26 protein-coding genes and 3 pseudogenes are annotated in these 20,069 nt (G+C 58.3%); 26 read left to right on the top strand and 3 right to left on the bottom strand.

Going from position 1 to position 20,069, the window contains the following annotated elements:
- The first annotated feature begins 279 nt into the window (after window positions 1–279).
- On the top strand, window positions 280–492 hold the full coding sequence (locus BLP82_RS31555) for a hypothetical protein (RefSeq protein WP_080766451.1): 213 nt from the start codon (window positions 280–282) through the stop codon (window positions 490–492).
- An 831-nt stretch (window positions 493–1,323) separates the two neighbouring features.
- On the opposite strand, the pseudogene BLP82_RS31560 reads toward BLP82_RS31555, so the two are convergent.
- Window positions 1,324–1,481, bottom strand: a pseudogene (locus tag BLP82_RS31560) (DUF4113 domain-containing protein); the annotation flags it as partial.
- On the opposite strand from BLP82_RS31560, the pseudogene BLP82_RS07925 reads away from it, so the two are divergent.
- Both BLP82_RS07925 and BLP82_RS30315 read left to right on the top strand, forming a co-directional pair.
- A pseudogene (locus tag BLP82_RS07925) lies at window positions 1,477–1,842 on the top strand (SOS response-associated peptidase family protein); the annotation flags it as partial. The pseudogenes BLP82_RS31560 and BLP82_RS07925 overlap by 5 nt on opposite strands.
- 50 nt (window positions 1,843–1,892) lie before the next feature.
- Window positions 1,893–2,834, top strand: coding sequence for a HEPN domain-containing protein (locus BLP82_RS30315; RefSeq protein WP_139197830.1), 942 nt, complete (start codon window positions 1,893–1,895; stop codon window positions 2,832–2,834).
- 28 nt (window positions 2,835–2,862) lie between these two features.
- Here the strand turns inward: BLP82_RS30315 and BLP82_RS07930 are convergent, their stop codons facing one another.
- Both BLP82_RS07930 and BLP82_RS07935 read right to left on the bottom strand, forming a co-directional pair.
- Window positions 2,863–3,873: a phage portal protein gene (locus BLP82_RS07930; RefSeq protein WP_092166511.1), complete on the bottom strand. Its 1,011-nt coding sequence runs from the start codon at window positions 3,871–3,873 to the stop codon at window positions 2,863–2,865.
- Window positions 3,870–5,630 carry a terminase ATPase subunit family protein gene (locus BLP82_RS07935; protein WP_092166858.1) on the bottom strand — a complete coding sequence of 587 codons (1,761 nt, stop codon included), beginning with the start codon at window positions 5,628–5,630 and terminating at the stop codon, window positions 3,870–3,872. Before BLP82_RS07935 ends, BLP82_RS07930 begins: the two co-directional genes overlap by 4 nt.
- Window positions 5,631–5,797: 167 nt before the next feature.
- Here BLP82_RS07935 and BLP82_RS07940 point away from each other — a divergent pair, with 167 nt between their 5' ends.
- The 23 genes and pseudogenes from BLP82_RS07940 to BLP82_RS08045 all read left to right on the top strand — a co-directional run bounded on the left by BLP82_RS07940 (window position 5,798) and on the right by BLP82_RS08045 (window position 20,061).
- Window positions 5,798–6,628, top strand: coding sequence for a GPO family capsid scaffolding protein (locus BLP82_RS07940; protein ID WP_060738357.1), 831 nt, complete (start codon window positions 5,798–5,800; stop codon window positions 6,626–6,628).
- A 43-nt stretch (window positions 6,629–6,671) separates the two neighbouring features.
- A complete protein-coding gene (locus tag BLP82_RS07945) occupies window positions 6,672–7,691 on the top strand; it encodes a phage major capsid protein, P2 family (RefSeq protein ID WP_092166516.1) in 1,020 nt (339 codons plus the stop codon).
- A 3-nt stretch (window positions 7,692–7,694) separates the two neighbouring features.
- Window positions 7,695–8,396 (top strand): phage terminase small subunit, encoded by a 702-nt coding sequence (locus BLP82_RS07950; protein WP_092166518.1) that lies wholly within the window; start codon window positions 7,695–7,697, stop codon window positions 8,394–8,396.
- 104 nt (window positions 8,397–8,500) lie between these two features.
- Entirely contained in the window at window positions 8,501–8,962 is a 462-nt protein-coding gene (locus BLP82_RS07955) for a head completion/stabilization protein (RefSeq protein WP_060738359.1), read from the top strand.
- A complete protein-coding gene (locus tag BLP82_RS07960) occupies window positions 8,962–9,174 on the top strand; it encodes a tail protein X (protein WP_003199765.1) in 213 nt (70 codons plus the stop codon). The genes BLP82_RS07955 and BLP82_RS07960 overlap by 1 nt, the downstream gene beginning before the upstream one ends.
- A gap of 45 nt (window positions 9,175–9,219) precedes the next feature.
- On the top strand, window positions 9,220–9,543 hold the full coding sequence (locus BLP82_RS07965; protein WP_003183304.1) for a phage holin, lambda family: 324 nt from the start codon (window positions 9,220–9,222) through the stop codon (window positions 9,541–9,543).
- Complete coding sequence (locus tag BLP82_RS07970) at window positions 9,540–10,382, top strand: N-acetylmuramidase domain-containing protein (protein ID WP_092166520.1); 843 nt, start codon at window positions 9,540–9,542, stop codon at window positions 10,380–10,382. The genes BLP82_RS07965 and BLP82_RS07970 overlap by 4 nt, the downstream gene beginning before the upstream one ends.
- Window positions 10,379–10,861, top strand: a complete 483-nt coding sequence (locus BLP82_RS07975) for a hypothetical protein (RefSeq protein WP_092166522.1) — start codon at window positions 10,379–10,381, stop codon at window positions 10,859–10,861. The genes BLP82_RS07970 and BLP82_RS07975 overlap by 4 nt, the downstream gene beginning before the upstream one ends.
- On the top strand, window positions 10,858–11,064 hold the full coding sequence (locus tag BLP82_RS07980; RefSeq protein WP_092166525.1) for a hypothetical protein: 207 nt from the start codon (window positions 10,858–10,860) through the stop codon (window positions 11,062–11,064). The genes BLP82_RS07975 and BLP82_RS07980 overlap by 4 nt, the downstream gene beginning before the upstream one ends.
- A complete protein-coding gene (lysB, locus tag BLP82_RS31565; protein WP_092166526.1) occupies window positions 11,061–11,504 on the top strand; it encodes an Rz-like lysis system protein LysB in 444 nt (147 codons plus the stop codon). The genes BLP82_RS07980 and lysB overlap by 4 nt, the downstream gene beginning before the upstream one ends.
- Window positions 11,416–11,604, top strand: a pseudogene (gene lysC / locus BLP82_RS31370) (Rz1-like lysis system protein LysC); the annotation flags it as partial. The gene lysB and the pseudogene lysC, both read left to right, overlap by 89 nt.
- Window positions 11,601–12,077, top strand: coding sequence for a phage tail protein (locus tag BLP82_RS07990; RefSeq protein ID WP_092166527.1), 477 nt, complete (start codon window positions 11,601–11,603; stop codon window positions 12,075–12,077). The pseudogene lysC and the gene BLP82_RS07990, both read left to right, overlap by 4 nt.
- On the top strand, window positions 12,074–12,532 hold the full coding sequence (locus tag BLP82_RS07995; protein ID WP_092166528.1) for a phage virion morphogenesis protein: 459 nt from the start codon (window positions 12,074–12,076) through the stop codon (window positions 12,530–12,532). Before BLP82_RS07990 ends, BLP82_RS07995 begins: the two co-directional genes overlap by 4 nt.
- A 65-nt stretch (window positions 12,533–12,597) precedes the next feature.
- Window positions 12,598–13,476, top strand: coding sequence for a hypothetical protein (locus tag BLP82_RS08000; protein ID WP_139197831.1), 879 nt, complete (start codon window positions 12,598–12,600; stop codon window positions 13,474–13,476).
- A 94-nt stretch (window positions 13,477–13,570) separates the two neighbouring features.
- The gene (locus BLP82_RS08005; protein ID WP_092166859.1) at window positions 13,571–14,143 is read left to right on the top strand and encodes a phage baseplate assembly protein V; all 573 of its coding nucleotides are present in this window, start codon (window positions 13,571–13,573) and stop codon (window positions 14,141–14,143) included.
- The gene (locus BLP82_RS08010) at window positions 14,140–14,484 is read left to right on the top strand and encodes a GPW/gp25 family protein (protein WP_092166531.1); all 345 of its coding nucleotides are present in this window, start codon (window positions 14,140–14,142) and stop codon (window positions 14,482–14,484) included. Before BLP82_RS08005 ends, BLP82_RS08010 begins: the two co-directional genes overlap by 4 nt.
- Complete coding sequence (locus tag BLP82_RS08015; protein WP_060738365.1) at window positions 14,481–15,392, top strand: baseplate J/gp47 family protein; 912 nt, start codon at window positions 14,481–14,483, stop codon at window positions 15,390–15,392. Before BLP82_RS08010 ends, BLP82_RS08015 begins: the two co-directional genes overlap by 4 nt.
- The gene (locus BLP82_RS08020) at window positions 15,392–16,009 is read left to right on the top strand and encodes a phage tail protein I (RefSeq protein WP_092166532.1); all 618 of its coding nucleotides are present in this window, start codon (window positions 15,392–15,394) and stop codon (window positions 16,007–16,009) included. Before BLP82_RS08015 ends, BLP82_RS08020 begins: the two co-directional genes overlap by 1 nt.
- Complete coding sequence (locus BLP82_RS31570) at window positions 16,006–17,391, top strand: phage tail protein (protein ID WP_237140797.1); 1,386 nt, start codon at window positions 16,006–16,008, stop codon at window positions 17,389–17,391. The genes BLP82_RS08020 and BLP82_RS31570 overlap by 4 nt, the downstream gene beginning before the upstream one ends.
- Window positions 17,392–17,393: 2 nt before the next feature.
- Entirely contained in the window at window positions 17,394–17,822 is a 429-nt protein-coding gene (locus tag BLP82_RS08030) for a phage tail assembly chaperone (protein WP_092166538.1), read from the top strand.
- A 116-nt stretch (window positions 17,823–17,938) separates the two neighbouring features.
- Window positions 17,939–19,108 (top strand): phage tail sheath protein, encoded by a 1,170-nt coding sequence (locus tag BLP82_RS08035; RefSeq protein WP_092166539.1) that lies wholly within the window; start codon window positions 17,939–17,941, stop codon window positions 19,106–19,108.
- Window positions 19,109–19,165: 57 nt separating this feature from the next.
- A complete protein-coding gene (locus tag BLP82_RS08040) occupies window positions 19,166–19,681 on the top strand; it encodes a phage major tail tube protein (protein ID WP_060738369.1) in 516 nt (171 codons plus the stop codon).
- Window positions 19,682–19,731: 50 nt separating this feature from the next.
- Entirely contained in the window at window positions 19,732–20,061 is a 330-nt protein-coding gene (locus BLP82_RS08045) for a phage tail assembly protein (RefSeq protein WP_092166541.1), read from the top strand.
- The last annotated feature ends 8 nt before the right edge of the window (window positions 20,062–20,069 follow it).

Consider the following 20,069-nt stretch of genomic DNA (forward strand, 5'->3'; position numbering starts at 1 on the left):
AACACGTTGAATACAAACACTGCAAAAACAGGCTCAAAGCTAGAGAATACGCGATCTGAGCCTTCCCGCCGCTTCAGTGTGGCCCCCATGATGGATTGGAACGCCTAATGCTACAGCCCTCGTAAAACGTGCCTTGTAGCGCCCTCCGAAAAAACTCGTACCACTTTTGTACCAACACCATTCCAACGCACCGAAGCCCGGCCCCGTTCTCGCTGCCTCCAGCAAATCCCGCACATGGGTACTGCTATGCTTAATTTCTTTCGAATCGAGTCGGCACCTATGGCAAGCGAATACTCTCTAGCGGATGTTCTGGAACGGCTTTATCAAAATCAATTAGCCCTAGAAGCGGCAGTAATGGAGCTGACTCTGTGGGCTGAGCAGCAAGACGCTTCAGAGACGGGTGAGAACGTTCGAGGCGCACTTAGCACGATTGGTGAAAACGCAGGCCATATCAAACAAGGCCTGGCTCGAATCAGAGGGCGTGCCTCGTAAATACGAGCCTTGCTGTGCAAGCAAAAGCCGGACACCTTCACACCACTCACTGTCCTCCAGGTTCTGTTCAGCCACCAAACAGCGTGCTCATGGTCGCGCTGTAGTGCTTGTCGCTCCAATCCCTAGCATTGCCCAACCCAGTCCAGCCCCCATGTGAATCATCGACTCGACAAAATGCCAGTCGCACGTACGCGTCCGCACGTATGGGCTAGCAAAAGAGAAGTATCAGAGGGGGGCAAAAAAAAGAGTAACATAAGTAACATCGGCCCGATTAAGCCTGTAATCAATTGAAAACAAAGGATTTTTTAAGATCCAAAAAGAGTAATTTTTAAGTAATATTGAAGTAATCTGATTACTCTTATTTGACGTAACTCTCACAAAACAAAAAACCCTTTAAATTCAATGACTTGATAATTTATTACTTTTTGAGTTACCTCTTTGTTACTCATCTTTGTAATCAGCAAAGCCACGGAATACGTGGGCTCCAGGCCATCCCTTCCCCCTGATTACTGAAATTACTCTTTTTCTGAACCGCCCCCTTCCCCTCAAATCAAGCGCCTGTCGAGACCAATGAGCGAACCCCCTCGGCATGCAGGGATCCGCAGGCTTTTGCACCTCCCAGGATCGTCAGAAGGCCCCCGGCCGGGCTCGTTTCGAGCAGTCCGCAGGTGTGCGGAAAAAAAGACCTATTTAGACCGGAGGCGAGGTGGGGGGACGACGGCGCGCGCCAGGTTTGAAGCTCGCCACTGCCCGCCGATAGCGCCCCATTTCTGTGCGATTTCTCAGGGCGAAAAAAACCGCCTCGGCGGGCGGCTCAATGGGGTCAGCAGGTTATCGACAGGACACCTGCCACAGCTGGTCCAGCCTGGTCGTGTAGCTCTGGCTCATCATGTCCCGACGCATACCCCAATCTGGATTGACGGGCGCGCTGGCTGATCAGAGGAGCCCCTACCCCATCGCCCATTGATCTGGTCCAGCACCACCATCAACGCAAGGGTTGAAACTGTCACGACAGGGAAGTTTTTCAAACAGCTCTGGCCGAACGGGCGTGCTCTGCTGCCAAGCGAGGGCTGGTATGAGTGGGTCAAGGATTTTGTCATCATCGCCGCTGCCAGCGATCAGGGCATGGTGGATATTCATGACCGACGCCCTTTGGTGTTATCACCGGAGCAAGCTCGGGAGTGGCTGGTGCCTGGCCTTGAGCCGGAACGCGCTGAAGAAATTGCGCGAGAGCATTGCCGGCCTGTGGAGGATTTCGAGTGGTATGCCGTAGGCAGAACAGTAGGAAATGTGAAAAATCAAGGTCCAGAGCTGATAGAGCCTTTGGCAGCCCTTGGGGCTTGGCCTTGAAAAGCAGGATAATAACCATGTCCACGCCAACTTAGATAAACGAGTCAAAAGTGAATTTTTTATACATAACAGGCCTGACCGATTTAAAGATATCCGACACTCTAAAGCACTCAATAAAAACCGCAAAAAATACTTTCATAACGAACAATTCCAGCTTCATAAAATCACTGATACCGCACTGGCAAATCCCAGCCCTAGGCCAGCTCGAATACAACTTTCTTACATGCGGAAGGCCAGTAATCTATACTTCGGGCAGTGTTTTAGCTGAAGAAGGAACACACATAGAAACCATTAACCTACTCAGGGAAGCTCAAGCCTTTTTAACTGCACTTTGGATGGAGCGCGACTGCAGCGTAAACTGTGATAACGGCTTCGCTATAGGAACCGATAACCCACACATTCACAGCAATTCATTGAGCTTATATTACTCACTTGCAAAAGGAGGCACGGAAACCCTAACTTTAAATCAGGCGGATATTGAGTCAGCGTCCGCACTTTCTTTTAGTACATTTAAAGGATTAAAAGAGCAGAACAAACCAACGCACACCGCATTACAAAAGTCCACCGGTAGAATCAACATCGCCAGTTACCACTTACAAACAGCGCGTGCAGCTAGCGATTTAGCAATCAGAATTTCTACTTATTGCTCATTTTTTGAATCGCTATTCAGCACCAACACAGTGGAGCTCTCACACCAGCTAGCTGAGCGGATAGCTTTCTCGCTATCGAGCGATCCAAATGAAAGGCTTGAGATATTTCTAAAAACCAAAAAAGCTTATAACATTCGCTCAAAAACTGTGCACGGAGATATCATACCAAGTAAAGATGTAAAAAACCTTATTGAAACATCCGAGCATTGCGACAACATAGCGAGAAAAATCTATAAAAAAATAATAACCTCCGATGACATGAGCCGTTTGTTCGAGGGAACAAACGATGCAATCGAAGAGCACATGAGAAAATTGATATTCGGCATAATAACAGAGCTATAATCTCTCTCAGCCTCATGGGCCTACTACTCTAGGCCCATAATTTAAAGGAAATAACTTCTTCCCCAAGCCATTCGTTAAGCTGGCCCATCCGTTGCTGTATAGGTTCCAATTCATTGGCCGCATAGATCTGAGCAGCCTCGCTTATCGAACCAAACCCTCCTGCGTTCTGCGGCACAATCCCCATCAACTGCGGAGGAATGCGCAGACTCGCCAGCACATCATCACGGGTCTGATTCTTGATCGAATTGAATTCGTCCTTAGCCGCCACCTCACTGACCGGAATCAACTGAATCCCGTCCTTCTTGCCCGTGGGCGAGTAGACAAACAGATTCCGAAAATTCCCCGGTCCCTTCGACTCCTTCAGCGCTTTGCGCAAAGCGTCGATATCCGCCTCAGTCTGCGCCGCGTCGGTCATGTACAGGATGAAACCGGCGTGACTGCCGTTCTCGTAATACTTGCGCCGGAACAGCGTCGCCGACTCGTTCAACAGCGCCGACTGCAAAGCACTGACCCACTCCGGCAACCCATAAATCTCCTGGTGCAAATCCGCCTCGCGCAAGTGGAAGATGCTGCCTGGCTCAAACGCGTGCTCGTTCTTCCAGCCCTGCACCTGGTAGAACTGCCCCTCCGGCCCAACCCGCATGTACTTCGCCAACGACGGCACCAGTTGCCTGGTGCTGCCCAGCACCGAACGGCGTTTTTCCAGATAGCCATTGCCCAGGCACAGAAAATCCAGGGCGAACTGTTCAAAAGCCGCCCGGGACAACATCGGGTGCGGAATAAACGTCTTGCTCAACAGGTTGCGCTTGAACATCAACCCCGAATGCAGATGCACACTTGCCCCTACAGAATGGGCCAGACCATTGAGCGACAAGGGCGGCTCATACCACCGCCCGTTGAACCAGCACTCCAGGTAATCGAACACCTCTCGCCCACCCAGCACCGGCGTCGGGTCACCGAAGCTGAACACCTGGGTACCCGCATTGGCGGCGTCGAGAGTGGCCGGCAGTAGCGCTTGGCTGGCGAGTGGTTCGGTCATGTGAAAATCTCCATTCGCCCGGTATTGGCAGCGGTCTGCCCTTCGAGCGGTTCGTTCTGCAATGCGTGGAAGAGCGCCCAGGCCAAGTCGGCGTGGCCGGTGTTGTCGTTGCGGCCGGCGGTGTAGGTGAACTGGCGACCGCCTGCGGTGATGGTTTTGCGAATCGCCATGAGCGACTGGGCCATGTCGGTCCAGCCGGCATCGAACTCCAGCCGGCCCTTGTGAATCACGTCGTAGGCCTTCAGCACCAAGCGGGTTTTCACTTCGGGGGAGTAGCTGAAGGTAGTCACGGCCGGGAAGAACTGGCGCACCAGCTGGGCCACGCCGCTGCCCAGGCCGGTGACGTCGATGCCGATGTAGGTCACCCAGTAGCGGTCGCACACGCCCTTGATGGCGGCGGCCTGGGCGGCGAAGTCCATGCCGCGAAACTGGTGGCGCTCGAGCACACGGAATTTGCCGCCCGGCACCAGTGGCGGCGCGACCACCACCAGACCGGAACAATCGCCTGTCTCGGCCGGGTCGTACCCGACCCACACCTGACGGTCGCCAAACGGGCGCATGGCAAACGGTTTGTAGTCCTCGGCCCACTCCACCCAGCTATCGACCATGCAGGACTGCAACACCGACAGCGGGAAGATGCTCGCGCCGTCATCGACGAACTCGCACATCAGCAGGTTGGCAAACGCCTCGGGGCTGTACTCCCGGCGCAGCTCTTCGATGTCGAACAGGTCGCAGCCGCCCCGCTCCGCGTCCAGGATAGTGACAATCTGGCGCCACAGCCGGTCCTCACAGAACCGCCCCTGCTGGAGCGCGCCGTGGGTCACATCAACCTTGGTGTGCTGCGCGGCGGGCTTGCCCTTGTTGAAGCGCTCGCCCGTCCAGAAGGTGTAGGCCTCGTGAGCCATGCTCGACGGCGTGGAGAAATAGGTTTTGCGCCATTTCTTGTGCATCGCCATGCCCGAGGCGACCTTGTTCAGCTCCTCGAACTTGAACGTCCAGAAGAACTCGTCGAAGTAGAAATTGCCGTGGTAGCCCTGGGCAGTGCGGGCGTTGGTTCCGAGGAAAAACAGCTCGGCGCCGTTGGGCAATACAATCGGGTCACCGGTCAGCTCGACGCCGATGACTTCCCGGGCGAAGGCCTGGATGTAGCCACGGAACAGGTAGGCCTGATTCTTCGAAGCCGACAGAAAAATCTGGTTGCGACCGGTGTCCAGGGCGTCGATGAACGCCTCGCGAGCGAAGTAGTAAGTAGCACCGATCTGGCGGCTCTTGAGGATGACGCGGGTGCGCTGGTTGCCGGCCCGGTACCAGTCTTTTTGGTAATCGAAACAGCCGTCGATGAAGGCCTCGCGCAGCAGCTCGATCTGGTCTTCGCTGATGTCGTTCTTCGGAGATTTTTTCTTTGGCCCCTCGTTGCGCTTGGCGAGGTTCGGGTTGAGGTCGGTTTCGGTACCGCCGCCCTGGAAGCGCTGAATACGGGCCTGGCGTTCAAGCTGGCGGTGCAGCAGGTCGATCTCCTTGAAATCGCCGCCGGTCTTGTTGTCCTTGAGGATCAACTGCACCAAGCGCGCTTCCAGGGCGGCGCCGATGCGCTCGACGTTGTCGGCCCGGTCCCACTCGTCGCGGGCCTTCCAGCTGTGTAGCGTTTTTTCTTTTTCGCCCGTAGCCTCGGCAATCTCGCAGATGCGCCAACCCATCCAGTACAGGAACTTGGATTGGCGTCGCGGATCGATAGGCAGCAGGGTGGTCGTCGTCATGGCCGAGATGCTGCCGCCCACGGCGGCGACTCAATAGCGCCGCCCCTTGTACCCTCCCCGCCTACAGTCCCGTCTCGTTGCCGCCGCTCGCGCCCGTGACGACCATGCCCCTCATTGCAACGCACTGCTCAACCCAGCAGGCGCCCCACGCACTGAGGATTCCCGGCATGAAGAAGTTTCGCAGCAACTGGTTCCGCGTCGCCGTCGAGGGCGCTACTTCGGACAAGCGCACCATCAAACGCAGCTGGCTGGAACAGGCCGCCAAGAACTTCAACCCGTCCACCTACGGCGCCCGCATCTGGCTGGAGCATTTCCGCAGCCTGTTGCCCGACAGCCCGTTCAAGGCCTACGGCGACGTGCTGGCTGTGAAAACCGAAGAAGTGGACATCGCCGGCCAGAAGAAACTGGCCCTGTTCGCCCAGGTTGAGCCGACCCCAGAGCTGATCGCCATGAACAAGGCGAAACAGAAGATCTACACCTCTATCGAAATCGACGACAGCTTTGCCGACACCGGCGAGGCCTACATCGTCGGCCTGGCAGTCACCGACTCGCCCGCCAGCCTGGGCACCGACGTCCTGGCGTTCTCTGCCCAAAAACCTGACGCCAGCCCCTTCAAGGATCGCCACTACTCGGCAACGTCGATGTTTACCGAGGCGGTGGAAACCGAGTTGAAGTTCGAAGAAATCGAAGAGAAGCCCAGCATCGGCGCCCAGCTGTTCAACAAGGTGCAAGCGCTGCTGACTGGCAAGCAGGCCAAGGACGACACCGAATTCGCCCAGATCGGCGAAGCCGTCGAAGCCATCGCCGAGCACGTCAAGGATCTGCCCGACCAACTGGCCGCAGAAAAGCAATTTTCAGCGGGGCTGAAAACCCAGCTCGACCAGGTCAGCACGGAACTCACAGAGCTGAAAAACAAGCTCTCCACCACCCAGGACCACAACCAAAAGACGCGCCCTCCGGTTACCGGTGGCGACAAACAGGTCATGACCGACTGCTAACAGCCGGCCACCCACAGCCCCGAACAAACGAAGGACGATATTCATGCGCAACGATACTCGCGAACACTTCAACGCCTACTTGAGCCAGCTCGCCCGACTCAACGGTGTGTCTTCTACCACCGCGACCTTTTCCGTAGATCCCACGGTTCAGCAGACGCTGGAAACCCGGATGCAGGAATCCAGCGAGTTCCTGGGCAAGATCGGCATCATCGGCGTCGATGAACTCCAAGGCGAGAAAGTCGGCCTGGGTGTCAGCAGCACCATTGCCGGTCGTACCGACACCACCGGCAACGGCGTGCGCCAACCTCGCGACGTATCCTCCCTGGATAAGAAAGGCTACGAAGCCAAGAAAACCGACTTCGACACCGCGATCCGCTACGCGCAGCTCGACGCTTGGGCGAAATTTCCAGACTTCCAGGCTCGCCTGCGCGACGCGATCCTCAAGCGCCAGGCGCTCGACCGCATCATGATCGGCTTCAACGGTGTCAGCGCAGCCGCTACGACCGACCGCCAGGTCAATGCTCTGTTGCAAGACGTCAATATCGGCTGGCTGGAACAGTACCGTCTCAATGCGCCTGCACGAGTCCTCAAAGAGGGGAAAACTGCCGGCAAGATCATCATCGGTAGCGGTGCCACCGCCGACTACAACAACCTTGATGCATTGGTGTTCGACGCGGTCGCCAACCTCATCGACCCATGGCACCGCAAGGATCCGGGCATCGTCGTCATCCTGGGCAGCAATCTGGTGCACGACAAATATTTCCCGCTGATCAACAAGGAACAGCCAGCCTCCGAAAAACTGGCAACCGACATGATCCTTTCGCAGAAGCGCATGGGCGGGAAACAACCGGTCGAAGTGCCATATGTTCCAGACGGCTCGGCGTTGGTCACCACTCTGTCGAACTTGGCTATCTATTGGCAGATCGGTGGTCGGCGCCGCTATGTCAAAGAAGCACCGGAAAAAAACCGCATCGAAAACTACGAGTCCAGCAATGACGCGTATGTCGTCGAGGATTACGGCCTCGGCTGCCTGATCGAAAACATCGAGCTTGAGGAGGCCTGATTCATGGCTAACAGCCTCGCCAAGCGCCACTACCAGCGCGTCACTGCCGCCATCGAGGCGGCAGCGACCGAGCCCACCCAAACCATGGCCGGCGCCACGGCTTACGAGCACCAGCTCAACCAGCTGCTGCAAGACCGCTTGCGCCTGAAACAGGTCCAGTCCAACCAGGGCAAGGCCGAACTCAAGCGCCAGTTACTGCCGAGCTATGAATCCTATGTGCAAGGTGTGCTGGAAGGCGGCCAGGGCGCCCAGGACGAGGTCCTGACCACCGTCATGGTCTGGCGCTTCGATGCTGGCGACTTCACCGGTGGGCTCGACATCGCGACCTACGTGCTGAAACACAAGATGGTCATGCCCGACCGCTTCGCCCGCACCTTGGGTTGCCTGGTCGCCGAGGAAGTCGCGACGGCAGCCTTCAAGGCTCAGAAGGTGGGCGAACCGTTCGACCTGGCAATCCTTCACCGCACCGCCGAACTCACCGACGCCGAAGACATGCCCGACCAGGCCCGCGCCAAGCTGTTTCTCGCCATGGGCCGCGCCACGCTGGAAGGCATCACCGAGGAGGCCCCGGGCCAACCCGGCAAGCTCCAGGCCGGTGTGGATCTGCTGAAAAAAGCCATCGCTCTGCACGACGCCTGCGGTGGCAAGAAAGATCTGGAGCGGGCCGAACGCCTGCTCAACAAACTTGCCGGCCCTGCCGGCTAACCGAGCGTCCCCACGCACCCCGCCGGCTCGGGGCGGATCGGCCAGGCCGCTCCTCCTGAACGTGAAGCCCCGACCACCGGCGACCTATTTTTGAGTGCTGTTCCATGAGCGGATTCGTAGCCGGCGGCACCGTCGCCAGCGGCCATATCAACACCGACGCCTTCTGGCCCTCCATCGATCTGGATCAATTGCGCGCCACGCTGAGGATCGACGCGAGCGTCACCGCGCCACGCCTGGAAACCGCCGCTGTGGCCGCCGCCATCAGCGTCAACCGTGAGCTGAGCGAATGGCGAGCCAGGCAGGAAGCCGCAGGCCATGCCGAACTGGCTGACGTTCCTGGTGACAAGATCAACGACGTATCGGTACTGGAGCACCTCTACCGCCGCGCCATCGAAGCCGCCACCGGTGCCGAAGTGTGCGAGCGCTACCGCTCCTACGACACCACCAATAGCGGCAACCAGAACGCCGAAGACCTCACGCCAAACATCGACGATTACCGCCGCGACCTGCGCTGGGCCGTGCGTGACTTCCTGGGCATCAACCGCACTACCGTGGAGCTGATCTGATGCCCGTCACCGTCCGCGCCTTTCAAAACGACACCGTTGACGCCCTGTGCTGGCGTCACTACGGCCGCACCGCCGGCGTAACCGAAGCGGTACTCGAAGCCAACCCCGGCCTGGCCGACTACGGACCGATCCTGCCCCAAGGCCTGGCTGTGCAAATGCCCGAAGCCCAGACGGCCGCCCCACAGCGGCAGATGGTGAATTTATGGGACTGATCAAGCTGCAGCGAGCCCACGAACCTACCCATCCTGGATTACGGAATGAAGCGCATGCCTGAACGTCCCGACACCTGGGCCTGGCTCGCCGCCTGGCTCGAACAGAACTGGCCGGCCCTATACGCGGGAATCCTGGCCCTGACCATCGCCGCCCTACGGATCATGTACGGCGGCGGAACCCTGCGCCGGATGGCAGTTGAGGCCCCGCTTTGCGGTGCCCTGGCGTTGGCCGCCAGCCATGGCTTAGCGCTGCTCGGCATTCCCGCCTCCACCGCGCCGTTCTTCGGTGGAGTAATCGGTTTGCTCGGCGTCGAGGGGACTCGCGCCGCTGCCAAGAAATTTTTCACTCGCAAGGTAGAACAGCTATGACGACGCTCCGCCACGGCGACCGCTCGCAAGCGGTGCGCATCCTGCAAAAGAACCTGAACGAACACGGTGCCGGACTGGTAGCGGACGGCGACTATGGTGACTCCACCGAGGCCGCCGTACGGGCGTATCAGCTGAAAGTCGGCTTGGTCGCCGATGGCGTTGCCGGCGAAAAGACCCAGGCCAGCCTGGCCGGTGGCGACTGCCAGCTCCTGCTGAAAAATGAAGACCTGGTGCAGGCTTCGCAGATCCTCGACGTACCGTTGGCGAGCGTCTATGCCGTCAACGAGGTGGAATCGAAGGGAAAGGGTTTCCTGTCCAACGGTAAGCCGGTGATTCTGTTCGAGCGGCACATCATGTACCGCCAGCTCGCCACACCGCGCCACGACGGCGACAACCCCGACGAACTCAAGCGTCACGCCGACCAGTTGGCCGCAGCCAATCCGGCGATCGTCAATCCGAAGTCCGGCGGCTATGCCGGCGGCACTGCTGAACACCAACGCCTGAGCCATGCGCGTCTGATTGATGACACCGCCGCGCTGGAGTCCGCCTCCTGGGGCGCGTTCCAGATCATGGGCTTTCACTGGCAGCGCCTGGGCTACGCCAGTGTGCGGGCATTCGTCGATGACATGAGCGCAGGCGAGTCTCAGCAGCTCGCCGCATTCGTGCGTTTCATTCAAACCGACCCGGTTTTGCACAAGGCGCTAAAAGCTCGCAAATGGGCCGAGTTCGCCAAGCTCTACAACGGACCGGACTACCAGCGGAACCTGTACGACATCAAGCTCCAGCGCGCCTATGAGCGGCACGCTGAGTGCGGCTGCGGCCAGGCGGTGGCGGCATGATTCCCCCTCGAATTGCTCATCTTGAAATCAGTCCGAGACAAACAGGGAAAACCGAACGGCTGATTCAACGTGCAAAACCCTACCTTGTAGCGGGAAGGAAGGTTTGTTTCGTTACCTCGAAGGGGCTGGTCGAAGACATGCGCCGCCGCTTGCCTGGCGCGGTGATTCTAGAAGATGGCAAAGACGTGCCATGCGATGAAGACGCTGAAAACGCTATCTGGTTTTACGACGAATTCGATTGGCTCAATTCGACCAGAATTCGGGCGGACGCCTTTTACGCAACCACACCGAGATTCCAACGGACGGTGGGCGTTCATACCTCGGAAAACGATCTGCTGTTACGTCTGATCGAAGCCAATAACGGGTACTTCTGCCGTTACACCTGGCAGATCCATATGTCCGACATTCTCGAAGAGGCCCGTGCTTCGCACAGCCCAGAGGAATTCCGGCTGCTCTACCTTGGAGAATTCCTAAAATGATCGACCTTGAACGCGTGCAACAGTTGAACGTGAAGGACGGCGATCTGCTGGTGGTGCCCGAAAGTACCGAACAAGCCGATATGGAGCTGCTGTGCGAAGCACTGGCCTACGTGACACCAGGTTGCCGTGTAGTCGTCGTGCGAGGTCCCGTGGAGCTGATGGACGTAGGCGACATGAACAAATTGGGTTGGTACCGCGCATGAGTACCCTGCGCCAGGCGCTGTACGGCATCGCCCTGCTGGGCGCCCTGGCGCTGCTCATCTGGGGCCAAGAGCAACGCATCACCGTGGCCGAGAAGAATACCGAACTCGCGGGGAAGGACACCAAAATCGCCCGCGATGAAGCTGACAGGCTGCGCGCCAATCTCAACACCCTGCAAAACACCCTGAACGAAGAGCGCATCGCCCAGACTGCCCTGCGAACCCAGCAGGATCAACTGCGCCAGGGCTTGGCAAAGCGCGAGCAAACCATTGAGGCGCTGAAACGTGAAAACGAAGACCTTCGCAACTGGGCTGACCAGCCTTTGCCTGAGCTTGCTCGCCGGCTGCGCGAGCGCCCCGCCCTCACCGGCGCCGACGCTTATCGTCAGTGGCTGTCCGGCCGTGGTGCCCTGCACCCTGCCGGCGACAAGCCCACTCAATAACGGCGATCAGCTCACCGACCAGGACCGCGTCGAAGCCGCATGGGCTGAATGCGCCGGCCAGGTAGACATGGTGTTCAACCATCAACAGGCGGCCCCATGAACAAACCCGAAAGCCTGCGTGCCCACCTGCTGGCGACCGTGGCAGAACTTAAGCACAACCCCGACCGGCTGCTGATCTTCATCGACAACGGCAAAATCCGCTGCACCGCGGCTGCCTCGCTGTCGTTCGAATACAGCTTTGATTTACAGGTCATCCTCACCGACTACGCAGGTCACCCCGACAGCGTCATGTTGCCATTGCTGGGCTGGCTGAGCGTGAACCAGTCCGAACTGCTGGAGAACCTGAACAAGTCCGCCGAGGGCATCCAGTTCGAGGCCGACATCCTGGACAACAGCAAGGTGGACCTGAGCCTGACACTGCCGCTAACCGAGCGTGTGGTTGTGGGGAAAGACGCCGACGGCAATACCACCCTCCACCATCCTGGCGAACCTAAGCAGGTGGCCGCATTCCTTGACCCGGCGTGGATACCTGGTACCCAAGGCACCGGCAATGAATGGGTCGTGCCGAAATGACCAACCGATTGGAAACGCTGGAGGATTGGGCCGCCGGCCTACTGGGACAACTGGAACCGGCATCGCGCAACAAACTGGCCCGCAGCATCGGCCAGGCCCTGCGGCGTAGTCAGCAACAGCGGATCATCGCCCAGCGCAACCCGGACGGGAGCAAGTACGCGCCGCGAAAGCAGCGCAATCTGCGAGGGAAACAAGGACGGTTGAAGCGGAAGGTGCAGATGTTTCAGAAGCTGCGGACGGCGAGCTACTTGAGGGTCCAGGGCGATGGGAATGCTATCTACGTAGGCTTTACCGGACGGGTTGCCCGGATTGCCAAGGTGCACCAATATGGACTGAAGGATCGTGCTGAACCAAGAGCCCCAAATGTGAAGTATGAACGGCGGGAAATGCTAGGATTAACAGATGCGGATTTAGACCTAATCCGCGATGGCTTGCTCACTCATCTTGTGGGATAGCCAATGATTCGGTGGGCCAGAACTTACAAATGTTGCCTCAAAGGCACATAATCTCTGGGGGCATCATGAAAGATTTGGCTGATAAAATATTTGAGCGAAATGAGCTACTTGCAAAGCAAGTAACCAAAATATTGGAAGCTCATGCTCCAGTAATAAATTCTTTTGCGCAACAATTTGGTCAATGGCTGACACAAATTCAAACCAACGTAGCCCCATATTTGGAAAAAATCGCTCAGGTTGATTGGCAAGCGGTACAGGAACGCATCGAAAACATGCCAACTCGATCAAAAGAAGCAATGATAAAAGCTTCCGAACAAGGTTGGTTTTTTAACTGGAACAATTCTTTTTCCGATGTCTGGTCTCTTATCGACAGCCTACAAGATGCTAACAGCGACGAAGTAGACAATATTTTGAAGGCGCACTATTTAAACGACATGGACTGGTATGTCAGCGAATTAAAAAAAGCATTTCCCGACAGAGCACAGGCAATAAACGCAGCAATCAACGCTCACAAAATCTGTAGCCCAGAAGGCTATTACCTTAGCATTCCTGTATTTCTTGCCCAAGCCGATGGAATCCTTTCAGAGGTTACAGGCACCCCCTCCGCCATGGATAAAGTTAGAGACGGCTCTGAACTCAAAGGTAGCGCATGGGTGCAAGCCCAGATAGGAGACAATCAAGAATTAAAAAACTTGCTATATCAACTACTGAACTTGCACACCATGGATATCTTAAAAAGCAAAAAAATCAGAGACCAAGAAAGTTTAGCAAGCGGAAAAACATTCAACGCACTCAATCGACACCAAGTGCTTCATGGCGAGATCTCAAACTACGGAACCGAACTTAACAGTTTGAAAGCATTCTCTTTCTTGGCATTCACCGGACTGCACATACCATGCGCACTCAGATCTCCGTACTTAGTTGATATCGAGCCCAGCATTTAGCGCTACGACATATTCTTTAACTTGAGATTGTATTCTACAGTCTAACAAGTCACCGAGGCTGCACATTCATGTGGCTGGCGCCACCATCAGCGCCATGAACGACTTAGCCACCCTCGCCCGCCTGATCGAAAACCTCATCCGCTTCGGCACCATCGCCGCCGTCCAGATGCAGCCCCCGCGTGTGCAGGTCAAAACCGGAACCCTGACCACCGCTTGGCTACCGTGGATTGCCCTGCGGGCCGGCGCCGACCGGGAGTGGAACCCACCCACCGTCGATGAACAAGTTCTGCTCTTCAGCCCCTCGGGCCAACTCGGCAATGGCGTCGTCCTGACCGGCCTGTTCAGCGACCAGATCCCCGCCAACGGCGACCGTGAAGGCCTGCACCGCTTCACCTACCGCGACGGCACGGTGATCGAGTACGACAGCGTCGCTCACCACCTCAACGCCACGCTCCCCGATGGCGGCACCACCAACCTCATCAGCACCGGCGGCATCAACATCGTCGGCAACATCACGCACCAGGGCGACTACATCCAGAACGGCAACCAAAACGTCACCGGTAAGGTCACCGTGTCGGTAGATGTGGTGGCCGCCGGCATCAGCTTGGTGAAACACCTGCACGGCGACGTCATGTCTGGCAGCGGCAAGACAGGGAAACCGGAATGAACCGACACACCGGCGCCGCCATCACCACCGTGGAGAGCATCGCCCAATCCATGAGCGACGTGCTCAGCACGCGCCTCGGTACCCGGGTGATGCGCCGCGAATACGGCAGTCTGTTGCCCGAACTGGTGGACCAACCTTTCAACGACATCACCCGCTTGCAGGTGTACGCCGCCACCGTCATGGCGCTGATGCGCTGGGAGCCCCGTATAACCCTGAGCCGCGTGCAGTTCCAGGGCGCCACCCTGCAAGGTCAAGCATCACTGGACATCGAGGGCAGCATCGTCGATAGCAACGAGCCGCTGAGCCTGAGCGTGCCGCTGAACCTTGGGGGTAGCGCATGAACTCATTCGTCGCGATTGACCTGGGCCAGCTCCCTGCGCCCGAAGTCGTAGAGCAAATCGATTACGAGCAGATCCTCGCCGAGCGCAAGGCCTACGCCATCAGCCTCTGGCCGGTCGAGGAACAAGCCGAGATTGCCGCACGGCTTGAGCTGGAATCTGAGCCCCTGACCAAACTGCTCCAGGAGAACGCCTACCGCGAGACGGTCTGGCGTCAGCGCGTCAATGAGGCATCCGTCGCCAACATGCTGGCTCTGGCAAAGGGCAGTGACCTGGAGAACCTGGCCGGCAACTTCAACGTCAAGCGCCTGGTCATCCAGGCCGCCAAGCCCACAGCCGTGCCGCCGGTACCGTTGCTGATGGAAAGCGACGACAGCCTGCGGGAGCGGGCTCAAATGGCGTGGGAAGGACTGAGCACCGCCGGCCCGCGCAATAGCTACATCTTCCATGCGCGGTCTGCTGACGGCCAAGTGGCCGATGCCACTGCCGAGAGTCCCGCCCCAGCCGAGGCGGTGGTGACAGTGCAATCGATCCTGGGTGACGGCACCGCCTCGCCCGCGCTGCTGGCAAAGGTCAATGCCTACCTCAGCGACGACGACCGCCGCCCGGTCGCGGATCGGCTCACCGTGCAAAGTGCGCAGGTCATCAACTACCAGGTCAAGGCCAAGCTGTTTCTTTCGACGTCCGGCCCTGAGAGCGAGTTGATTCTCGCGGCGGCCAATGCGCAGTTGCTGGCCTTCGTGCACCAGCGGCGACGCCTGGGCTTGGAGGTATCGGAATCGATTATCCACGCCTCGCTGCACGTTGAGGGGGTGCGCAAGGTCGTGTTGGAGAACTGGGCGGACATCGTTGCTACGAAGTACCAGGCGCCGTACTGCACGGCCGTCGATTTGGCGTTGGGGGTTGAGTGATGCCTGACGCGCCCCTTCTTCCAAGCAATTCGACGCCGTTGGAGCGCCAAGCGGCGCAGGCACTGGCTCAGATCCAGCGCGTGCCGATTCCGCTGCGCACTCTGTACAGCCCCGACCGGTGCCCGCTGCCTCTTTTGCCTTACCTGGCCTGGGCCTTCTCCGTGGATCGCTGGGACAGCAAGTGGACCGAAGCAGCCAAACGCGCCGCTATCCGCAGCGCGTACTACATCCATTCGCGCAAGGGCACTATTGGCTCTCTGCGCCGTGTCGTTGAACCGCTCGGCTACCTGATTGAAATCATCGAATGGTGGCAGACCGTGCCGGTCGGTCCTCGCGCCACCTTCAGGCTCAAGGTCGGCGTGCTGGACACTGGTATCACCGAAGAGATGTACCAGGAGCTCACCTGGCTGATCGACGATGCCAAACCCCTGACACGCCACCTCACCGGGCTCGCCATCAGCCTGGAGACCACAGGTTCAGTTCATATCGGCGCCTGCATCACCGAGGGCGACGAGATTGATATCTATCCACCCACACAGCGGGACATCGAGGTCACGGGCTACATCCACCAGGGCGGCCGTGAACACCAGATCGACACCATGGACATCTACCCATGACAGACCAAAACAGCCAGTTTTTCGCCATTCTCACCGCCATCGGCAAGGCCAAGCAGGCCAACGCGGACGCCCTGGGCATTCCCTGGACATTCGCGCAGATGGGCGTCGGGGACGCCAACGACACCGACCCAATCCCCAGCGAGCAACAGACGCACTTAATCAATGAGCGGCGACGCGCCCCGCTGAATCAGTTGAAGGTTGACTCAGCCAACCCGAACATCATCATTGCCGAGCAGGTTATTCCTGAGAACGTAGGTGGGTGGTGGATTCGTGAGGTTGGTTTGTATGACGCCGACGGTGACCTGGTCGCCGTGGCGAACTGCGCGCCAAGCTTCAAGCCGTTGCTGACTCAAGGATCTGGACGCACCCAGGTGGTGCGCATGAATCTCATCATCAGCAACACCGCCAACGTCGAGTTGAAGATTGACCCGTCCGTTGTGCTGGCTACTCGTGCTTATGTGGATGGCTTGACTGTACGCGCCAACCAAGTCGAGGCCGAGACAGGAACGGAAAACAGCAAAATCATGACCCCGTTGCGGGTATTTCAGGCCATTGGCAAGGTAATAAAACAGGCAACGGAGAGTGCATTCGGCTGGGCAAAAATTGCTACCCAAGCTCAAGTCACCACAGGGACAGATGACACAGCAATCGTCACGCCCAAAAAACTCAGGGCTGCTCAAGCCACGCAGGTGGAAGCCGAGGCAGGCACTGACAATACAAAAACTATGACACCGCTACGCGTGTTCCAGGCCATCGCCAAAGTAGTAGGACAGGCCACCGAGACGGTGTTCGGCTGGGCAAAGGTCGCCACCCAAGCCCAAGTCACAATCGGCACAGACGACACCTGCCTCATAACGCCGAAGAAGCTTCGAGCCGCACAAGCCACTCAGGCTGAGGCCGAGGCTGGAACTGACAATACAAAGATCATGACCCCGCTGCGGGTATTCCAAGCCATTGCCAACGTAGTGACCCAGTCAACGGAGTCGGCTTTCGGTTGGGCAAAGATCGCAAGCCAATCGCAAGTCAATTTGGGCACCGACGACGCGACCATTGTTTCTCCCAAAAAACTGCGATGGGGCTTTTCCATCAGTCTGACCAGCAACGGCTACATCGTCTTCCCGACGTGGCTCGGCGGCTTGATCATTCAGTGGGCAAATGGAGCGATCCCTGCGGGAGCGGGCATCGTACATGTGAACCTGGCGCTGGCGTTTCCGAACACATTGACCGCCTACTCTGTCTCCACCTCACAGACGGGGACGATGATGAGTGCACAAAGTGCGACCCCCAACGGAATCGATTTATTGGCACGTACTGTCAGCGGAGGGGCGATATCGACTCCCCCGGGGGTCATTGGATACACGTTCATTTGTTTGGGGAGCTAGTCATGCGCAAGTACAGCAAAACAACGGGGAACTGCTACATCGTTGGTCTGCATACCGAAATACCCGCCGATGCCGTGGACATCCCCGATGACCGTTATGACCAGGTTATTGCCAATCCTGCTTTCGGCAAGATTCGCGCTCACGACCCTGATGGCCTACCGACGCTAATCGATCCTCCACCAGCAACCATCGAGGAGCGGACGGAAGCCGAACGCCTTTGGCGGGACGCCCAAATCGAAAGCGTACGCTGGTTGCGGGAGCGTCACCGTGACGAAGTCGATTCAGCCCGGCCAACGACCCTCACGGCTGAGCAATCAGGGGAACTGCTCGATTACGTACAAGCCCTGCGCGACTGGCCGCAAACGGCGGCTTTCCCTGCCGTCGAGTTTCGGCCCATGGCGCCGTCATGGATCGCTGGGCAGGTTCAATGAACTGTTTAAGTCATCTCGTCCTGTAATCCCCTCCCCTACAAGCCCCCGCGCTCGCCCAACCGGCGCGCGCGCGGCAGCCTGTGCACTGTCATCCCAATCACTGCGCAGGCAAACCCATGTCCGATTATCTTCACGGCGTGCGGGTCATCGAACTCAACGACGGCACCCGCCCCATTCGCACCATCCCCACCGCTGTTATCGGCATGGTCTGCACGGCCGACGACGCCGATGCCACCGCTTTTCCATTCGACACTCCGGTACTGCTGACCAACGTTCAAACCGCCATCGGCAAGGCCGGCACCACGGGCACACTGTCGAAGAGTCTTCAAGCCATCGCCGACCAGACCAAACCCTACACCATCGTCGTGCGGGTGAAGGAAGGGGAAACCGAGGTAGAAACCACTAGCGCCCTGATCGGTACCACCACCGCCGATGGCAAATACACCGGTATGAAAGCCCTGCTCGCCGCCAAGGCTCGCGTTGGCATGGTGCCGCGCATCCTGGGTGTGCCAGGCCTCGACAGCCTGCCGGTGGCCACCGCTCTGGTCACCATCGCCCAGCAGTTGCGCGCATTCGCCTACATCAGCGCCTGGGACTGCAAAACCAAGGAAGAAGTGGTCGCCTACCGTGACAACTTTGGCGCCCGGGAAGCCATGGTCATCTGGCCGGAGTTCCAGAGCTGGAGCACCGTCACCAACGCGACCGTCACCGCCTCGGCCGTGGCCCGTGCATTGGGCCTGCGCGCCAAGATCGACCAGGAAGTGGGCTGGCACAAGACGCTGTCCAACGTCGCAGTCAATGGCGTCACCGGCATCAGCGCCGATGTGTTCTGGGACCTGCAAAACCCGGCCACGGACGCCAACTACCTCAACAGCAACGAAGTCACCACGCTCATCAACGAAGGCGGCTTTCGCTTCTGGGGCAGCCGCACCACCAGCGAAGACCCGTTGTTTGCCTTTGAGAATTACACCCGCACCGCGCAGATCCTCGCCGACACCATGGCCGAGGCGCATATGTGGGCCGTGGACAAGCCCATGCATGCCTCCCTGGTGCGCGACATCATCGAAGGGATCAACGCCAAGTTCCGCGAGCTGATCGCGGCGGGCTACCTGATCGGCGGCAATTGCTGGTACCCGGACGATGCCAACGACAAAGACACGCTCAAGGCCGGCAAGCTGTTCCTGGACTACGACTACACGCCGGTACCGCCGCTGGAAGATCTCACGTTGCGGCAACGCATCACTGACCGCTACCTGATCGACTTCGCCAGCAAGATCAACAGCTAACCCGGGCCTCCCCGCAAGGGGAGCTGACCCAGTGCCTGAGCAACGGAGACACGCACCATGGCTATGCCTCGCAAACTCAAAAACCTCAACCTGTTCAACGACGCCAACAGCTATCTGGGCGTGGTCAAAACCGTCACTCTGCCCCCGCTCGGCCGCAAGATGGAAGGCTATCGCGGCGGCGGCATGAACGGCCCGGTCAAGGCCGATCTGGGCTTCTCGGATGATGGCATCCAATTCGAATGGAAGACCGGCGGCCTGGATCTGATCGCACTCAAACAGTTCGGCGCCGTCAACGCCTCGGGCGTCGCGTTGCGCTTCACCGGATCGTTCCAGCAGGACGACACCGCCGAGATCAGCGCCGTAGAAGTCGTAATGCGCGGCCGGCACGAAACCATCGAAATGGGCGATGCGCAGCCGGGTGAAGACACCGAGCACAGCATCACCACCACCTGCACCTATTACAAACTGATCGTCGATAACGAAGAGATCATCGAAATCGACCTGCTCAATTTCATCGAAGTCGTCGATGGCGTAGACATGATGGCCGAGCAGCGCCGAGCCCTCGGCATCTGACCAATCTCGCCCTGACCCAGGGCGGTTAACCCTGCAAACTGGAGCAAGTTATGAAACCAGAAGACACCCTCGAAGCGCTGCCCCCGGTTGACGACAACACCGTCACCCTGGACACCCCTATCACCCGTGGCAAAACCGTCATCGACAGCATCACCCTGCGCAAACCGCAATCCGGCGAGCTGCGCGGTGTGCAGTTGGTCGAGCTGCTGAACATGGACGTAGCCACCCTCATCAAGATCCTGCCGCGCATCAGTAGCCCAGGCATCACGGCGCCCGAAGCCGCCAGCATGGACCCGGCCGACCTGCTCGCCTGTGGTAGCAAGATTTCCGGTTTTTTGTTGCAGAAGTCGGTGAAGACGGACGCGTCCCTCGTTGCGTAGAAGACGCC

Origin of the sequence: Pseudomonas sp. NFACC37-1, from assembly GCF_900101575.1 — a bacterium.
GTDB lineage: Bacteria > Pseudomonadota > Gammaproteobacteria > Pseudomonadales > Pseudomonadaceae > Aquipseudomonas > Aquipseudomonas fluorescens_AA.

Excerpts from the sequence above, each read along its gene's own strand:
- BLP82_RS31555 (WP_080766451.1), top strand. The coding sequence starts at position 280 with ATGGCAAGCGAATACTCTCTAGCGGATGTTCTGGAACGGCTTTATCAA.
- BLP82_RS07930 (WP_092166511.1), bottom strand. The coding sequence starts at position 3,873 with ATGACCGAACCACTCGCCAGCCAAGCGCTACTGCCGGCCACTCTCGAC.
- BLP82_RS07935 (WP_092166858.1), bottom strand. The coding sequence starts at position 5,630 with ATGACGACGACCACCCTGCTGCCTATCGATCCGCGACGCCAATCCAAG.
- BLP82_RS07940 (WP_060738357.1), top strand. The coding sequence starts at position 5,798 with ATGAAGAAGTTTCGCAGCAACTGGTTCCGCGTCGCCGTCGAGGGCGCT.
- BLP82_RS07945 (WP_092166516.1), top strand. The coding sequence starts at position 6,672 with ATGCGCAACGATACTCGCGAACACTTCAACGCCTACTTGAGCCAGCTC.
- BLP82_RS07950 (WP_092166518.1), top strand. The coding sequence starts at position 7,695 with ATGGCTAACAGCCTCGCCAAGCGCCACTACCAGCGCGTCACTGCCGCC.
- BLP82_RS07955 (WP_060738359.1), top strand. The coding sequence starts at position 8,501 with ATGAGCGGATTCGTAGCCGGCGGCACCGTCGCCAGCGGCCATATCAAC.
- BLP82_RS07960 (WP_003199765.1), top strand. The coding sequence starts at position 8,962 with ATGCCCGTCACCGTCCGCGCCTTTCAAAACGACACCGTTGACGCCCTG.
- BLP82_RS07965 (WP_003183304.1), top strand. The coding sequence starts at position 9,220 with ATGAAGCGCATGCCTGAACGTCCCGACACCTGGGCCTGGCTCGCCGCC.
- BLP82_RS07970 (WP_092166520.1), top strand. The coding sequence starts at position 9,540 with ATGACGACGCTCCGCCACGGCGACCGCTCGCAAGCGGTGCGCATCCTG.
- BLP82_RS07975 (WP_092166522.1), top strand. The coding sequence starts at position 10,379 with ATGATTCCCCCTCGAATTGCTCATCTTGAAATCAGTCCGAGACAAACA.
- BLP82_RS07980 (WP_092166525.1), top strand. The coding sequence starts at position 10,858 with ATGATCGACCTTGAACGCGTGCAACAGTTGAACGTGAAGGACGGCGAT.
- lysB (WP_092166526.1), top strand. The coding sequence starts at position 11,061 with ATGAGTACCCTGCGCCAGGCGCTGTACGGCATCGCCCTGCTGGGCGCC.
- BLP82_RS07990 (WP_092166527.1), top strand. The coding sequence starts at position 11,601 with ATGAACAAACCCGAAAGCCTGCGTGCCCACCTGCTGGCGACCGTGGCA.
- BLP82_RS07995 (WP_092166528.1), top strand. The coding sequence starts at position 12,074 with ATGACCAACCGATTGGAAACGCTGGAGGATTGGGCCGCCGGCCTACTG.
- BLP82_RS08000 (WP_139197831.1), top strand. The coding sequence starts at position 12,598 with ATGAAAGATTTGGCTGATAAAATATTTGAGCGAAATGAGCTACTTGCA.
- BLP82_RS08005 (WP_092166859.1), top strand. The coding sequence starts at position 13,571 with ATGAACGACTTAGCCACCCTCGCCCGCCTGATCGAAAACCTCATCCGC.
- BLP82_RS08010 (WP_092166531.1), top strand. The coding sequence starts at position 14,140 with ATGAACCGACACACCGGCGCCGCCATCACCACCGTGGAGAGCATCGCC.
- BLP82_RS08015 (WP_060738365.1), top strand. The coding sequence starts at position 14,481 with ATGAACTCATTCGTCGCGATTGACCTGGGCCAGCTCCCTGCGCCCGAA.
- BLP82_RS08020 (WP_092166532.1), top strand. The coding sequence starts at position 15,392 with ATGCCTGACGCGCCCCTTCTTCCAAGCAATTCGACGCCGTTGGAGCGC.
- BLP82_RS31570 (WP_237140797.1), top strand. The coding sequence starts at position 16,006 with ATGACAGACCAAAACAGCCAGTTTTTCGCCATTCTCACCGCCATCGGC.
- BLP82_RS08030 (WP_092166538.1), top strand. The coding sequence starts at position 17,394 with ATGCGCAAGTACAGCAAAACAACGGGGAACTGCTACATCGTTGGTCTG.
- BLP82_RS08035 (WP_092166539.1), top strand. The coding sequence starts at position 17,939 with ATGTCCGATTATCTTCACGGCGTGCGGGTCATCGAACTCAACGACGGC.
- BLP82_RS08040 (WP_060738369.1), top strand. The coding sequence starts at position 19,166 with ATGGCTATGCCTCGCAAACTCAAAAACCTCAACCTGTTCAACGACGCC.
- BLP82_RS08045 (WP_092166541.1), top strand. The coding sequence starts at position 19,732 with ATGAAACCAGAAGACACCCTCGAAGCGCTGCCCCCGGTTGACGACAAC.